This window comes from Clostridium sp. CTA-6 (genome assembly GCF_054768115.1).
Genome location: NZ_BAAAAU010000012.1, coordinates 92,405 through 107,426, shown reverse-complemented (window position 1 = coordinate 107,426; position 15,022 = coordinate 92,405). Strand labels below are relative to the sequence as shown.

19 protein-coding genes are annotated in these 15,022 nt (G+C 26.2%); 1 reads left to right on the top strand and 18 read right to left on the bottom strand.

From position 1 onward, the window contains the following. Positions 1-217 precede the first annotated feature (217 nt). From ACYUDJ_RS18085 to ACYUDJ_RS18020, 14 genes are all read right to left on the bottom strand, one after another. Positions 218-631 carry a phage tail tape measure protein gene (locus ACYUDJ_RS18085; protein ID WP_460289823.1) on the bottom strand — a complete coding sequence of 138 codons (414 nt, stop codon included), beginning with the start codon at positions 629-631 and terminating at the stop codon, positions 218-220. A gap of 248 nt (positions 632-879) precedes the next feature. Beyond that, positions 880-2,436: a hypothetical protein gene (locus tag ACYUDJ_RS18080; RefSeq protein ID WP_460289822.1), complete on the bottom strand. Its 1,557-nt coding sequence runs from the start codon at positions 2,434-2,436 to the stop codon at positions 880-882. A 161-nt stretch (positions 2,437-2,597) separates the two neighbouring features. Next, entirely contained in the window at positions 2,598-3,224 is a 627-nt protein-coding gene (locus tag ACYUDJ_RS18075) for a hypothetical protein (protein WP_460289821.1), read from the bottom strand. Between the two features lie 15 nt (positions 3,225-3,239). After that, positions 3,240-3,464, bottom strand: a complete 225-nt coding sequence (locus tag ACYUDJ_RS18070; RefSeq protein WP_460289820.1) for a hypothetical protein — start codon at positions 3,462-3,464, stop codon at positions 3,240-3,242. A 226-nt stretch (positions 3,465-3,690) separates the two neighbouring features. Next, positions 3,691-4,059, bottom strand: a complete 369-nt coding sequence (locus tag ACYUDJ_RS18065; protein ID WP_460289819.1) for a hypothetical protein — start codon at positions 4,057-4,059, stop codon at positions 3,691-3,693. Between the two features lie 118 nt (positions 4,060-4,177). Continuing rightward, a complete protein-coding gene (locus ACYUDJ_RS18060) occupies positions 4,178-4,384 on the bottom strand; it encodes a helix-turn-helix transcriptional regulator (protein WP_460289818.1) in 207 nt (68 codons plus the stop codon). 131 nt (positions 4,385-4,515) lie between these two features. Continuing rightward, on the bottom strand, positions 4,516-4,878 hold the full coding sequence (locus ACYUDJ_RS18055; protein ID WP_460289817.1) for a hypothetical protein: 363 nt from the start codon (positions 4,876-4,878) through the stop codon (positions 4,516-4,518). Between the two features lie 214 nt (positions 4,879-5,092). Next, positions 5,093-5,725 (bottom strand): PBECR4 domain-containing protein, encoded by a 633-nt coding sequence (locus tag ACYUDJ_RS18050; RefSeq protein ID WP_460289816.1) that lies wholly within the window; start codon positions 5,723-5,725, stop codon positions 5,093-5,095. Between the two features lie 365 nt (positions 5,726-6,090). Then, positions 6,091-6,579, bottom strand: coding sequence for a hypothetical protein (locus tag ACYUDJ_RS18045; protein WP_460289815.1), 489 nt, complete (start codon positions 6,577-6,579; stop codon positions 6,091-6,093). Position 6,580: 1 nt separating this feature from the next. Continuing rightward, positions 6,581-7,204, bottom strand: a complete 624-nt coding sequence (locus ACYUDJ_RS18040; protein ID WP_460289814.1) for a hypothetical protein — start codon at positions 7,202-7,204, stop codon at positions 6,581-6,583. Positions 7,205-7,278: 74 nt separating this feature from the next. Beyond that, positions 7,279-8,280, bottom strand: coding sequence for a hypothetical protein (locus ACYUDJ_RS18035; protein WP_460289813.1), 1,002 nt, complete (start codon positions 8,278-8,280; stop codon positions 7,279-7,281). A gap of 41 nt (positions 8,281-8,321) precedes the next feature. After that, a complete protein-coding gene (locus tag ACYUDJ_RS18030) occupies positions 8,322-9,104 on the bottom strand; it encodes a hypothetical protein (RefSeq protein WP_460289812.1) in 783 nt (260 codons plus the stop codon). A 12-nt stretch (positions 9,105-9,116) separates the two neighbouring features. Beyond that, positions 9,117-9,656, bottom strand: a complete 540-nt coding sequence (locus ACYUDJ_RS18025; protein WP_460289811.1) for a hypothetical protein — start codon at positions 9,654-9,656, stop codon at positions 9,117-9,119. Positions 9,657-10,041: 385 nt separating this feature from the next. Then, positions 10,042-11,436, bottom strand: coding sequence for an RNA-guided endonuclease TnpB family protein (locus ACYUDJ_RS18020; protein WP_460289810.1), 1,395 nt, complete (start codon positions 11,434-11,436; stop codon positions 10,042-10,044). 114 nt (positions 11,437-11,550) lie between these two features. On the opposite strand from ACYUDJ_RS18020, the gene ACYUDJ_RS18015 reads away from it, so the two are divergent. After that, a complete protein-coding gene (locus ACYUDJ_RS18015) occupies positions 11,551-11,697 on the top strand; it encodes a ribbon-helix-helix domain-containing protein (RefSeq protein WP_460289809.1) in 147 nt (48 codons plus the stop codon). A gap of 496 nt (positions 11,698-12,193) precedes the next feature. Here the strand turns inward: ACYUDJ_RS18015 and ACYUDJ_RS18010 are convergent, their stop codons facing one another. From ACYUDJ_RS18010 to ACYUDJ_RS17995, 4 genes are all read right to left on the bottom strand, one after another. Next, positions 12,194-12,622: a hypothetical protein gene (locus tag ACYUDJ_RS18010; RefSeq protein ID WP_460289808.1), complete on the bottom strand. Its 429-nt coding sequence runs from the start codon at positions 12,620-12,622 to the stop codon at positions 12,194-12,196. Between the two features lie 102 nt (positions 12,623-12,724). Further along, on the bottom strand, positions 12,725-14,002 hold the full coding sequence (locus tag ACYUDJ_RS18005; protein WP_460289807.1) for a hypothetical protein: 1,278 nt from the start codon (positions 14,000-14,002) through the stop codon (positions 12,725-12,727). 12 nt (positions 14,003-14,014) lie between these two features. Beyond that, positions 14,015-14,437: a hypothetical protein gene (locus ACYUDJ_RS18000; protein ID WP_460289806.1), complete on the bottom strand. Its 423-nt coding sequence runs from the start codon at positions 14,435-14,437 to the stop codon at positions 14,015-14,017. A 13-nt stretch (positions 14,438-14,450) separates the two neighbouring features. After that, positions 14,451-14,993 carry a hypothetical protein gene (locus ACYUDJ_RS17995; RefSeq protein WP_222679389.1) on the bottom strand — a complete coding sequence of 181 codons (543 nt, stop codon included), beginning with the start codon at positions 14,991-14,993 and terminating at the stop codon, positions 14,451-14,453. Positions 14,994-15,022: the final 29 nt, after the last annotated feature.

Below are 15,022 nucleotides of genomic sequence, written 5' to 3'. Positions count from 1 at the left end.
CTTTAGATGATTATTTCACATCGACCAAAATTCTCTTCCTTCACTATTAAAACTAATAGCTTATAGAAGACGAGCAGACTATCATATCTTTATTATATTTTCCCAAATAAAGTCCCTTTGTTTAGTCGTTCAGGCTGTATTTAAACTTGCCCCCTGTCATCCTATTTCAAGGATTTCCAAGTCAATTAAAAGGGATTTTCATGATAATTTATTGGGTTTATATTATCATGCCTCCAATATTAAAGGATTCACCAATACTCTCCGCAGACCTTCTTGTTGTTGCTGAAACTGTAGCCACGTAAGACGCTAAAGTCTCAAAATTTACTCCTGCCATTTGTGCTGAAGATGATGTTCTCATCATAGCAGTTGCAACTTCTTGGAATGAAGTAGCAGAAGCGTTATCTAATGTTGAAATGGTGTCGATAACATGCATTACTACTTCTTCATAACTTTTTCCATCTTTCTGTGCTTGTTCAGTCATCTTACTAAAGCCGTTAGTTATAGCAATTAATTGTTCTGAAACAGCTCTATTATCTTGCCCTGAAATTGCACCACCAATTGTAGAAGCCTTTAATAATCCTTTAGTTTCTTCTACGCTTCTACCAGCTCTAAGGAACTCTTCTGCACCCATTAATTATTTAAATTAATCAATAGACTATATCATACTTATTAGGTTAAGTCCTCGCACTTCCACCCATAGAGTTTCGCTATGGATGTACTAATAGTGTTAATTCACTCTACTCCCTTATTCACATAAACAACCCTAATTACATTTATGTTATGGTTTCGATAGTCGTTTAACGATTATATATTTAAAAATAAATATAATTTCGCACAGGATTGGATTTCTCTTTCCCTGTTAGCACATTTATTAACAAATTATTTCCCATTTGATACTTTAACGTTAAATGTACACCCTATATTTATAGGTTCACGAGGTTTTACATGGGCAGTAGTGCTTTGTCCACCCATCATTTCTAATGTAGTAGTATGGAGTTCTCCAGCTAATTTACTATATTCGCCTGTTAAACTTGCAACTTTATCTTTTTGCATATCTGTTATCATTGCAATATTGGTTTGTGCTTTATCTAAATCAGCAATAAATCCAATACCTTCCTTGACTTTGTGGATAGCTTCCATCCATGCAGTAGTAGCACCTATCCAAATCGGAAACTTAGTCATAGCTTCACCAATAGAAGCAAGGATTCCACCATTACCTTTCTTACCACCACTGTTTACAGAGCTTTCTAATTTATCATATTCATTTTTTATAACTTTCAATTGTCTAGCGTATTCTTCAGGTTCTTTTGAATTTGCTAATTTAGCCATTTCTTCTCTTAGTTTTTTTAAATCAGCTTCTTTTATTAATTTTCCATATGCATCTGTTAATTTTTTTATTTTGTTTTCATATCCCTGAATTGCTACAGGTGCATCTTTCATTATTTTTTCTTTTTTCTTCATTTCAGTGTTATTTTCTTTAATTGTTTTATTTTCAAAATTCATTTTACTAACTAAAATATCAAGTTCTTTTTGAATACTTTTACTCATAGATTCACCAGATGATTTTGTTTTATCAATTAATGTCTGTGCTTGTTCAAGATTTTTAATAAACAATTGACTTTGGCTTCCATCACCTAGTTTTATATTTTTTTCATTCAATTTATCTATGGTTTTCTGATATTGTTCTAATGTTTTTATACTTTTTTGTACATTTTCAGTAGTATTAACACCCGTATTTTCTAAAGATAAGCCTTTATTTATAACATTTTCTTTTCTTTTTATATCTTCTTTTATTTTATACGCCTGTTCAACTAATTTATTATCATTATCTACATAACTAATCTTTGCACTTTGAATCTTGCCATTTCCATTTTCACTAACTTTTAATTTAGCTATAGAACCAGTTAACTCTTCTATCTTCTTTCTTTCTTTTTCTAATGATTTAATTATCTTATCTTGGTCTTGTAATCTTGTATCTGTTACAGCCTTTAATTTTTCTATGTATTTTCCATCATTGCCTATGTTCTTAAATGATTTATCTATCTCATAATTTTTAGTTACAATATTTCCTGCTTTATCCTCATATTGGGATATAGCACCAATTATCTTCCCATAATCATCTTTTATAGAACTAACATTTACATTTGAACCCATATTTTTCAAATTATTTTTTATTTTATCTATTTGTTGTTCAAATTGTTTGTTTACATCATCAAAAGATTTTGAAAATGTTTGACTAGCTTGTTTACTATTTTTAATAATTTCCTGTTGTAATTTATCTAATTGTTGTTTCATTTTATCTAAAGACATTCCATCTGAGAAATCTAATTTTATCTTACTATTTTCTCCAACTTGCTTTAAAAGTTCTTGGGCTCTAGTATTCACACTATTAAAATCTTCTAATGCAAATGTGGTTCTTATACCAAATTTAGCCACTTAAATTCCTCCTTTCATATTTGTTTACTTTAAGTTTATTTACATAATATTTTTTATGTGAATAAATTAAGCAAAAATAAAAAGACATTGTAAAAAATGCCTTTATTTCTTAATTTTAAGCAAAATAAAAAAACCTCTAAGCTTTTATCAGCTAGAAGGTTTTAATTAATTAATTTTTTTATATCATTAATTCCATAAGATTCTTTTGCTAAATTTAATATTTTTTCATTGTTGTTATTATCTTCTTCAAATTTAATTATCATACAAACACATTTCTCATTTTCATATTCAATAAGTGTTTGTAATTTGTTTTCCATTTTTTCGAAGCCAACCTTATTATAAACATGCTTAGTTTTTTTATCATCTAAAGATAAAACTAATATTGCTTGAACTCCTATTAATTTTCTTATGAAAAAAATATGTGGTAATACATAATTTAATAATATATTTTGCCCAAGTTTTTTATTTTGATAATCCATGTGAACTGCGAATCGAGAAAGTTCTATAGTTGGTATAACTATATATTTTCTTTTATCATCATCTGATAATTGTTCATCTTCAAATTCGGGATTTTCCATTTGTATAGAATTAGATCGTAAGGTATAATAAGCAATAATTTGATTTTTTACATCACTTTTTATTAAATAAGTATTACCTTCCCCTGTAGTATTATAATGAAAAGCTTCATTTTTAAGAAAATTGGCTAATGAATCATATTCTATACCACATTCAAAATCATCTACTTCTCTAAAATGTTTATCACTTAATCGTTCCAAATATAATGCCATACATAAACCCTTTCCTTATAAGCCTTCTTTTTCCACGATTTCTTTTAATTTTTTACCACACTCTTTAAAAACATTCAATTTTAAGGTACTTTTCTCCATATCTTTTAATAAAATTTTAGCGTCTTCTTTTTTTAAGCAAGGTAAAACTCCCATAGATACTGCCATCATCTTTTTCCCCCTTTGTTTTTTTACTTTAAGCTTGTACACTTTTTCATAGCCTGTCCATCTCTTTATATCCATTCTACCACCTCATATACCAAAATTCAACATTTTATCGAGCGATTTAATATATAAATATGCATATTATCTATTTCGTCTGTATATATTAAATAATTAGCATATTTATATATTACCATAAATTGGTATAATATTGATGATAATTCGTTCTAAAAATAAAGACAAAATGAATATTAAAAGTTATGAATTGTATCTTAATATACAAAATTTTCTTGACAATTTTAGCAAATCATACTTCCAACACAACTATATCATCTATATATTCCAACTCAATATCTTCAAAATCGTCATTCCAATTGATTAACCCCATCTTAGAAATTGCGAATATACAATTATTAATATAATCTTCTCCCTCATCAGTATCAAAACAAGCAAATCCTGTTATAAAGATATTATAGTCATTTTCCTCTACTGTAAAATTTTCCATAGCTAATGCAATATTCTCTTTTTTTATGTATGTGCCGAATAGATTAATTGTTTTTAGTTTGATAACTAATCCCTTAATCATTTCTTCATTTTCTTTTTGATAATTCTTAGCACTTTCTAATATTTCTTTTTCCCACTCTATATTATTAATAGCATTTGTTTTATTTAACATATCGACAACTCCCTATTATAATATTTGCAAGGCTTGGATTAATTGGTTGCTTTTACCTTACAAATATTATAATACTACCTTTTATCTTGTGTGTCAATACTTTTATTAATGTATTTTTCTATTCATCTTTTTTTAATTTGAAAATATCATCTGTACTCATTTTTAAAACTTCTGATATTTTCAAAGCAACTTCTAAACTTGTATTATATTTACCATTTATGATATTACTAAGGGTTTTTGAATTGATTCCGACCTGCTCTGCTAACCATACTTGTTTTATTCCTTTATCTTTCAATATCTCTTTTAGATTGTTTTTTACTGTCATTTATTAAATCCCTCCATATATTTTTATATGAGTTTTATAAGATTATTGTACCATACCTACTCATGGAATTTGATTTAAATTAAAAATGACATATAGTTTTTAATATATGTCATTCCATTTAATTATAATATTTATTTAAGATATATATCATCAGTTTTTATTTTTCTATTCTCACCTTCCCCCTCAATTCTAACAGTACAATGCCAGTTCCAACGAATATTAGCACCAAAACTATTTTCTGCATCTACATATCCTGAAACTTCATATTTATCGCCACCTAAGTCTTGTACTAATTTTTCGTCAAATTCTTGAAATTTGGCTGTTGAAGGAGACGTTAATTTTTGTTCTACTAAGCCTGTAGTAGCTTTATAGACATCGAACTTATAATGCCTAGCTTTATCCTCTTCTGATTCACTACACCCAACAAACAATCCTAGACAAAAAATAAAACTTAAACATAATAAAACCAATTTAAAAAACTTTTTCTTTTTCATTGCAATACCTCCAATATACAAATAATTCCATATATAATTTTAATAATATATGTATAATTTATCACAAATTGAGAATATTGCCAACCTAGAAAAAGTTCTTTATATTGCTTATATTTTATCAAATTGTTTTATAATTGTCAAGTATTATCTTTAAATAATAAAAACTCCTAACTTTTATTTGTTAGAAGTTCATATGTAATATGTATTATTTTTATTATTCAGTCTCTTTTGTAAGAGCCACTTCTAATTTTTGTTGTCTAATTTCATTAAACTCTACTATATCTAATATTTTCTTACTTTTTATTTTTAATAAATTTTCTTCTTTTAAATAATAATTATGTTGTTCTTTATTTAAATCTACTAGATAAGTTTCACAATAATTTATATTTGTTTTATCCTTTCCTATACCTAATTTATAAATCCTATTTTCTTCTTTTAATACTGCAAAATATATAGATTTATAACTAAACTCAGGGTATTCTTTTGCTTCATATATGTAAACATTAGGATTATTTAAAATACTAAATATTTTATTAAAACTCATTATCCTATATTGAAGTAATTTGAATTTAGTTTGTTTTGAAAAACTACTAATTTTTTTGGGATTTTTCAATAGCTTATCCCATCCCTTATTACCTTCATAGCCGAAGTAATCAAATCCAATTAAATGGCAAAATTGACCTTCAGTAAATACAATTTGTATGATATCATTATTTGACAATTTATACACATACACCTTTTTTACAAACAAACTTTTATAAAAGTCTTGCAAAACATTAGTATATAATTTATCAGGATATAGTTTTTTATTTTCACACAAATCTGTAACAGTATAACCTTTTGCCATAATTAAACAACTCCAAGCCTTAAAAATAAACCTCCATCTTTAAAATAGATAGAGGTTTTACTCAGTTAATGGTGTGCATTAGATTATTCCCTCTAATGAAGGTACATACTAACTCGTATTTTATACAGTATATCCCCGAGTATTGGTAAGATTAGACACCACACTAATCTTAGAAAATAATTTCATATACTATCATTTTATATTTGTTACAACTTTATTGTAACTCAAAGCTAATAAAAGGTCAAGGATTTTATTCTATATTTTACCAATATTAATATAAAAATTTTTCTTTAAATATACAAATTAAAATTTTAATAAAATTGATAATTTATCACATCTATATACTTAAAGAAAAATAGGGGAAATTATTTAATATCAATCCCCTTAGCTTTCATTGCGTTTTTATAAGCTTTTTCATGTTCTTTAGTTGCAAGTAATCTTATTTCTGTTTTTTCAGTAAAAGGTCGAGGTTTAAGATATGTATAAACATCTTCATCTCTATTCTTTATAGGATATTCATAGTATCGACCACCATATTCAATGACTTCATCAAGTCTATAATGTCTTATAAGCCCATCATCTGGTGGATTTATAGGTGTTTCATTTGTAATTTCTATTTCTATAGCATTTCCTATTTTTCTAGGTGGATGTACTATCATATTGCTTGTATCTCCTAAACCTCCACTTTTTCCTCTTCTTTCGTATTCTGTTGGATTTTCATATTTGCTATAAACTTCTTCATCTATAACATCACTTTCAACTTCTTTGATTACTTCTTGTACATCTTTGCAAGCAGTTTCTTCATGTGCTTTTTCTACATATTCATATAAGTCTTTTAAATCATCAAAGTCCATTTTAATTTTCCTCTGTTTCCTTGACTACGTCTGATTCTTTTTTATCTTTTTTAGATTCATCTAGCTCAATTATTTTATCTTCTTTATCTACTTTTTTAGTTTTCTTAGTTGATTTTCTCTTAGTTTTAGCTTTTGGTTTAGGTGTAATGTCATCATTTTTTTTAATAGCTATTTCAGGAACTTTAAAATCTTTATTCTTTTCTGCAAATTCATCTAACTCTTTCATTATATTATTAACCATAGTTAAATCTGTTGCAGATTGTATTTCATTTTTTAATTCTAACGCTCTATCCATACCAATATTTCTAACTATATCGGCTATTTCATACTGAATTTCTTTTACTATAGGCAAGGGATTGTCCATTACTTCTTCAAATTCTTTAATGTTATTTGGGAATTCTATGCCTTCAACTAAAGTCTGAAAAATATTTTTAACAAACTCTGGATTGTCATCATAACTTATATCTATTTCAACCGTATTATTATCTTTTTTAGAACACTTCCCAACTACTTCCATTATTTTTTCTTTAACTTCTTTAGTTGGATTTAATATATTTATTTTTTCACCATTGAATTCTAAAGTTTTTTTAATCCTTGGTTGTTTTAAATCGCTAAAATTTACCACTTAAAAATCCTCTCCTTTAAAAATAAGGAGTATAGAAAAACCATACTCCTATATTAACAAATTATTTTATATTATTATACTGTTGTACATTCTACTTCTATAATATCTTTCTTAGATGTATCATCTTTTAAAGCCATAGTTATTTTTGCTGTTCCTGCTGCTAATCCTTCTAATACATTATCAGTACCTACTTTAACCTTTAATGCATCACTTGATTTTATATCAAGTCTATCCAAAGGTACTTGAACGTTTCCATATACTCCACCTCTTATACCTATTACTTGAGGTATGTATTTTTCACCTTTAACTATTTCCACTTCAGGCTCAGTTACAGCTATTTGTTGTATTGGTATCTCTTGTCCATCAACTCTTTTCATATGAACCATTGCATATTTTCCATTATGATCTAGTGCTTTACCAGCAATTTTAGGTACTACAACATCATCTGCTTTTAGATTTAAGTCAAAGTTACCTTCAACTTTCCATTCTGGAATTTCTATTTGCATTTCTTTAGTTTGTCCAGTTTTATCAAATACTTTAGCGATTAAAGTTAGTTCATAAGCTATTGGGTAATGAGATGTATCAATAGTTATAGTATCTATTACATTTTTGACTCTATATGTACATAAAATCTCTTCATCATCTTGAACTGGAGTTGTTAGTGTGATAGTTTTACCTACAGGAACTATAGTTTCTATTGTACTATTTGGTAGCTCAACATATACATTAGTACCTGCAACTGGTTCTTCTTTCAATGTTATCTTTTGAGATTTTATTTTGTGTGCTTCACTATAATTCCAATATTCAGCCATTTGATTAACTATAGGAACACCGTTATTCATAGCGATATACTCTTCTTTAAAGTTAGCAGATTGTATTTCACAAGATACAACTTTGTTATATGAGAACTCGTATTGTAGTGCATTACCGAATCCCCCACGAACTTCTTTATTTTGTACAGCTTGTTTTAATCCAGTATCTACAAATGCTTTACCTATCATAACTATTTGTTTTGTTCTAATATCTCTTATGATAGCATCAGCAACGGATACAGCAAATTCTTTATTATTTTGCATATTGTTTTTCCTCCTTAAATGTTAAATTATTTATAATAAAACTACTGAACTTTTGCAGTAGTTTCTTGCATACCCTTTTCATCAATTAAAACATCATCATACAATCCTTGTTCTGGAATATGAGATGTCCAATTAGGTATTTCTCCACTAGCCATACCAGTAGCAACCGCAATACCATAAACTTGGTATGAGTAAATCAATCCTTTTCTTTCTAATCCTTTGGTAAATTGATAAAGTGTTAAATTGTCAATTTCATCATAAGGCATATGAAAAGCACTATGATAACAACAAATTTGTTCTTCAAAAGTTGGCATTTTATCTTTATTTTGGTTATACATAAACTCTCTAGCTTCTTGAATAGCCTTTTTTAAATCAGGCGATAACACTTCATCATCATAAGGAATAGCGTTTTGTTTGAATATTATTTTTTTTATTTTCTCAAAATCATTGTTTTTAAATATAATTTTTTCATCTTTCTCGTTTTTAAAAACTAATTCTACTTGTCCTTTTTCATTTGCGTTTAAATAAAAATCTTTTTCAGCTTTTTTGTGTAAAACCAATTCCAGTAAATCTATTAAATCTATTAATAAATTTTCATATAAAAAAGTCCCATTTTCATCTTGTAAAATCTGTAGATTGTACAAAAATGTTAAATAGGACATTCTTACAATATTAATATCAGGAATACTATTTTTATCAAATTGTAAGGTATATATTTTATTATAGAACTCCTCACAATCTTTGATTTTTATTGGATAAATCTCAATTCCTTTATGTTTTTTAGGTTTACCCCTTATATCTGTTAAATCAACTCTTTCATTCATAATTAATCAACTCTATCTAATATTCTTTATTTTAAAATCACAAGTAAGTTTTATGTAGGTGTCTTGTATCTTTCCACCTCTGACTCCTTGTAATTCTAAACACGTTGTACCTTTTTGCATTTTTTCACCATCTAATAATTTTCTAACTTTATTTAATATTTCTATACTTCTACCTATTCTTTTTCCATCGATTTCAATAGCTTCCATATCTTTATGTACATATATATCTACCATGAAATAATCGTCTTCTATATAATGATTAGGATTATCAATGCCTAACCCTGCAAAATGAACGTTCACTATATTTCTTTGTTCCTTTTGTATGTCAAAAATATAATCATATTGATATATATTTTCATTATATAAATCCTCATAAACTATATCTTTTTCATAAGGATTAACATAAATTAGATTGCCATCTTTATCTTTTTCATTTTGATAATATAAAAGCTTTTTTAAGTCTATAGCTTCTTGTTTGTCATCAGCCAACATAATAGTAACTATTTCATAGAATATATCATTTAAATTATTATTTCCTGTATACTTACTCATTGTTATCAACTACTTTACTAAATTATTTTAGCTTAGGTTCAACTATAAATCTAATTGGATTAGTTGTTACTAAATCTATAGTTTCCACATTATTTTTCATATAGCCTAGCATTTTCTCTGGTTCTAAAAATGTATACAAATGTATTCATTTTAGATAATTCGCACTTATTCTATCTTATGATAGTTTTAAGTCTTGGATGTACCAGTTCATAAAGCTCATTATAACTAATTTCTAGTTACAATTCACTAAATTATCCTACAACCGTATTTTAAAATTTTATAATTAAAAAATTTTATTTAACCCTCATTTCTGATAAAATATATGCTCTATTTTCATAGGATACATATATTTGTGATTAAATATTCTTTTAATATCAATTCAAAATTAACTTACTTGTAATCTATTTTCTAATATTTCTTTAACTTTTTTATAATTTGTATATAAAGTAATGTCATTATCATATTTTCTATTTAATATATTTTTACTTGCATTAGTATCAGCATGGATTTCTCCACAATTAGGACAAGTAAATATATCTCCATCTCTTTTACCAAAACTACCACATTTACTGCATATCTTACTTGTATAAGCTGGATTGATATAAGTATATTTAATACTATAAAAATCACATTTATATTCAAGTCTTTCTCTTATATAACCTTTTATCCATCTTGATAATTTACGTTTTATGCTTTTAGGATATTTATCATTCCAATTAACAAAATCTAATTGTTCCATAACTATTTCTTTTGGTTTTTCTTCTTTTATTAATTGATTTAATGAATAATTTATATAAGATTTCACGCTTTGGTCATGTTTCTGTTTGTTATGATTGTATTTTACTTTACCTAAATTATTTTCTTTTATGGCGTTGGCTTTCTTAATATTACCCTGTTCTAAATATTGATTATACAAAGCCCAAAATCTATTTCTTTGAACATTAACCTTGTTTAATCTTTCGGTTTCTTTACCTAAATAATCATTAAGATTTTCTCCATAAAAATTTTCACTTGATACTGCAAATAAATATTTATACCCTTTGTCTATTCCTATAATATTTTTAGGATTATTATTTCTTTTAATTTTAATTTTTAAAGGACAATGAATTTCTATTTTATTATCTACTATTTTAACTATCATAGTTCTATCATATTGATTATTATCAGTTAATTTAATAGATAATCTCTTACCTTTTTTAGTTGATGTAATATTTATGTATCCATCTTTATAAGAATATAAACCCGTATCAATAGAAAATGTTTTCCCGATTTTAGCATATGATATATGTCCTTTATATCTTCTTGTATATCTTTTAATAAGACTATTAAGATATTTATAATTTAATTCTTTACTTTGAAATATTTTAGGAATTTCAAAAGATTGATTAGTTAATACTTTCCAATAATATTTATCAAATTTAAGAATATAATTAATATAATGTCTATCTTCATTTGATAAATTATTGTTTTCTTTACATTGTTCTTTTACTCTTCTTTTAATATTACTCCATTCTGATTTTATATTACTTATAGCTTCTGATAAAGCAAGTTTCCAATATCTAGCTGGCAATTTCCATTGTTCATAAAATTTAGTTTTAGTCCATTCATTTCTTATTTCTCTATATTTTTTTAATAATGGAATACTATTAATTCCACTATATCTTGAATATACATAGTTTTTAACATTCTTATATTGATTTGCTATAAATAACAATTCATTTAATGTATTATTATCTAATTCATATGAATATTGCTTTACTGTTTTTATAATAGTACCCATTATTAATCACCTCACTTATTTGCTATATTTTTATATTACTATAGTGTCCCCACCTTGTCAACACTATTATATTATGATATCATTTAAATAATAAAAATATTTTAAGGTGATATTATGGCTATTAGTAAAAATAATATAAGAATTAAAATTACTATTCCTAAAGAAATGAATGAACAATTAAAATTAAAAGCTAGTAAAGAACAACGTTCTGTATCTAATTACGTTTATAAATTAATTGTTAAAGATTTAGAAAATAAATAATTATAAAATTTTAAAATACGGTTGTATCACAAAATATCTAAATTACATTTGTAATATTTTTAGAGTGTTCACATAGATTCGCTACTCCCTATGCAGTTCTCTTATGAACTTCTTATACTTTCATATAAGCACAGACTATATCACAACCTTATAATAAATATAAGGTTCTCCCCATTTCCCCTCACTTGAAGGTACGAGATTACTCTCTAGTCGTTGAAGTTTCCTCTATTCGAGGCTTACCTGCTGATTACCCATTGTTAAAATGTTTAGGATTTAACCTTGCACCATCTACATTATTTTTTCTACTTTCGTAACCTTCACGCTTAGACTTGTTTCATTCTTACGTTGTGGTCAATGCAGTTTTAAGGACTTCCAGCAATTAAAGGAGTTTTGGCGTTTTTAAAACGCACTCTACACTCTTTATGAATGTAGGGAGCTTTTTGTTTTTATAAAATATACTTTTCTCTATATCTATATTTGAGTATATTTTTAACAACTAATTAGTTGCTCCATTTAATAATACAGTGTTAAATACTTTTCTATTAGAGCCCATGTCTATCATAGTTACATCATATAAATCATTTTCATAAGCTAAATCTTCTTTCATTTCTGTAACTGCCTGATATTTAGATAATTCTGCTTTAGCCTTTTCAACAGTATCTACGGTGGTTTTATCTACTATTATCTTAACTTTTCCATCAGAACCACAACAAAAAGTTCCTATACTTTTTGCATCATCTAAAGCCCCATCTTCAATTTCAGTAACTTGTACACTTTCCTTAGTTAAAACAATAAAACCATCAACTAATGAGGTATTTAATCTCATATTCTCATCTAGTTGTTTAGCCCTAATTACTGCTACATTTGTATATGTAGTTTTGTCAAAATTATCAAATTCTAATTTATCAATTAGCTTTACTGCCATATTATCACTCCTTCAATTTTTGTGATTATTATCTCTTGTTTTCTTCTATGTTCTTCATTTTACTCTGTTTTTCAAAGTAAAAATTTTAATAAAATATGAGTTTTATATTAAGCTTTTTAAAACTATTTCTTGTTGGTCAAAACTTAGTCCATCAAGAGTTTTACACTTAATAATAAATTTCTTACCTATGTTTTCTTGTTTCTTATGAGCTAATAAAACTATGCTATTAGATGTCTTTTCTCTAATTTTAATTAACTCATCTATATTTTCACTTACAATATCCCACTCAACTTTCCCATCAACTTTATTTCCTAAATTATCATATAATTCAACTTCCCAACGTCCTAGTTTTCCTATCTTGATAAAGTCTTGTCCAATTATATTACAAGTCCCACTATGTACACTTATATCTGTAACTTGAATTGAAATTGTAATAACCTGTTTTTCATAAGAAACCTGTAGATTCGTAGTTCCTTTTTCTAAACTTGTTATTAATCCATTCTCAATTTTAACAATTGTATTGTTTTCAACTGTATAAATAATTTTATCTATTTCAGTTTGATTAGTTATTTCTTTATTTCCTTGGAATAATTTAGGATTTAATTGATAAGTTTTATTAGCTTCTAATTGAATAGGTTTATCATCCATTTGTAATACTAGAGGTTCTTCTTTTTTTAGTTGAGAGTTATCTGCTAAATTACTTTCTAAATCATCAAGATTGTTTTTCTCCATTTCTCTAATCATTGTTAATTGTAATAATCCATTATTCTCATTTACTTGCTTAAAAGTGAAATCATCTATTAGAGAAACTGAAAATACACTATTATGATTAAAAACAAATCTTTGTTGCAATTGTATTTTGCTTGTGAAACTGTTACAAGGTACTAATACACCTCTTTGGTCATTACTTAACGTTATTTGCTTAACGTCTATTCCATCTGAATACAATGTTGCATTAGACAGGATACAAGGAATTTTATAAATACTTTTATTATATTGCAATGTTAATACATTGTTACATGGTTTAATCAATAGAGTTTTATGAGAAGGTATTGTATTCTTTTCTTCAAAATATACGATATGTAATTGATTTTCCCATAAAACAATATCTCCTATGTTAAGATTTTCATTATATTTACAGCATAGTATTTTACCATCAACATTCTGAGAATCATTGAAATGATGATCTTGTATTGTACATATAATATTTTTATTCAAAGATATGCTTGAATCTCTAAATTTCTCAACAATAAATCTATTAGGTGCATTACTTAAATAATAATCAAAATTCTCTCTTTCTTGCTGTATTAATTGTTCTTGGGAGGTCATACCTGATACTATTGATTTTCTTCTATACTTATTTAAATAAGAAAAATCCATTCTAAAACCTCCCTACCTGTATTTCAAATCATTAAAAGTATAACTAATAATATAATTTTTTAAATTTTTTCTAGTTTTTTCTTCTAAATTATTTAGTTTATCCAATGTCTGCCAATTTGAACTTAGCTTAAAATCTCTATCTCCTAATGATTGTCTTATAAGCTGTAATCTTTGTATTTGAGGTTGCAACCAATGTAACACCATACCCAAGCTAAGAATGTATATTTCTTCTAAGTCTAACTCTATATCGAATTGTTGATTCTTTTCATTTATGTTTTTTATTAAATCCTTTTTACATTTCTTAAAATCTACTATTGAGTTTTCTAAATAATTAAATAAAAAAGATTCTATGTCTTCATTTTCTAATTTTAATAAATCAGTATCATCAATTTGTGCTAAAAATTTATCGTAAATTCTTTGAAACGGAGTAGCCAAACTGCCACCTCCCTTATTCAACCACACTTAAATCTAATTGTAATTTTTCTTCTAATAAATCTATAATCCTAATATCATATAACTCCCTATTTTCAATCATTTTTCTAGCTTTTGAAGCTAAAATATTTCTTGCTCCTAAAGGAAGTTTTTCTAATTTCTTAGATATTTCATCTAAAGGTTGTCTAAAAAATTCTTCTAAATTTTCTATTGGCACTATTGAATTATAAAGACTCTCTAATCCTAAATATTTTATTGCAGCAGGATTATCATCTATAACCAGCCAAGGTTCAAATAGGAAAACTGGTTTAGATGCTTTCATGCTCAATAATTCTCCATATTCAATATATTGTTCAGTACCATAATCATCAAAACGCCATGTTGCCCCACTTCTTTCAGATATATATGTTAATCCCCCAATTACTACACTTCTACATGTTATCATTTCATCTCTATTAGGTGGTTTTAATTCTTTTTTCTTTGTAGTTGTTTTTTCTTCTTTAACATCTACATTTTCCACTTTTACATCTGTATCTTTAACTTCTTTTTTTGTTGCCATTTAAAAATTTCTCCTTTCAAAAGTATTAA

Coding starts and splice junctions, on each gene's coding strand:
- ACYUDJ_RS18085 (WP_460289823.1), bottom strand. CDS start 631: ATGGGTGCAGAAGAGTTCCTTAGAGCTGGTAGAAGCGTAGAAGAAACT.
- ACYUDJ_RS18075 (WP_460289821.1), bottom strand. CDS start 3,224: ATGGCATTATATTTGGAACGATTAAGTGATAAACATTTTAGAGAAGTA.
- ACYUDJ_RS18070 (WP_460289820.1), bottom strand. CDS start 3,464: ATGGATATAAAGAGATGGACAGGCTATGAAAAAGTGTACAAGCTTAAA.
- ACYUDJ_RS18065 (WP_460289819.1), bottom strand. CDS start 4,059: ATGTTAAATAAAACAAATGCTATTAATAATATAGAGTGGGAAAAAGAA.
- ACYUDJ_RS18060 (WP_460289818.1), bottom strand. CDS start 4,384: ATGACAGTAAAAAACAATCTAAAAGAGATATTGAAAGATAAAGGAATA.
- ACYUDJ_RS18055 (WP_460289817.1), bottom strand. CDS start 4,878: ATGAAAAAGAAAAAGTTTTTTAAATTGGTTTTATTATGTTTAAGTTTT.
- ACYUDJ_RS18050 (WP_460289816.1), bottom strand. CDS start 5,725: ATGGCAAAAGGTTATACTGTTACAGATTTGTGTGAAAATAAAAAACTA.
- ACYUDJ_RS18045 (WP_460289815.1), bottom strand. CDS start 6,579: ATGGACTTTGATGATTTAAAAGACTTATATGAATATGTAGAAAAAGCA.
- ACYUDJ_RS18035 (WP_460289813.1), bottom strand. CDS start 8,280: ATGCAAAATAATAAAGAATTTGCTGTATCCGTTGCTGATGCTATCATA.
- ACYUDJ_RS18030 (WP_460289812.1), bottom strand. CDS start 9,104: ATGAATGAAAGAGTTGATTTAACAGATATAAGGGGTAAACCTAAAAAA.
- ACYUDJ_RS18025 (WP_460289811.1), bottom strand. CDS start 9,656: ATGAGTAAGTATACAGGAAATAATAATTTAAATGATATATTCTATGAA.
- ACYUDJ_RS18020 (WP_460289810.1), bottom strand. CDS start 11,436: ATGGGTACTATTATAAAAACAGTAAAGCAATATTCATATGAATTAGAT.
- ACYUDJ_RS18015 (WP_460289809.1), top strand. CDS start 11,551: ATGGCTATTAGTAAAAATAATATAAGAATTAAAATTACTATTCCTAAA.
- ACYUDJ_RS18010 (WP_460289808.1), bottom strand. CDS start 12,622: ATGGCAGTAAAGCTAATTGATAAATTAGAATTTGATAATTTTGACAAA.
- ACYUDJ_RS18005 (WP_460289807.1), bottom strand. CDS start 14,002: ATGGATTTTTCTTATTTAAATAAGTATAGAAGAAAATCAATAGTATCA.
- ACYUDJ_RS17995 (WP_222679389.1), bottom strand. CDS start 14,993: ATGGCAACAAAAAAAGAAGTTAAAGATACAGATGTAAAAGTGGAAAAT.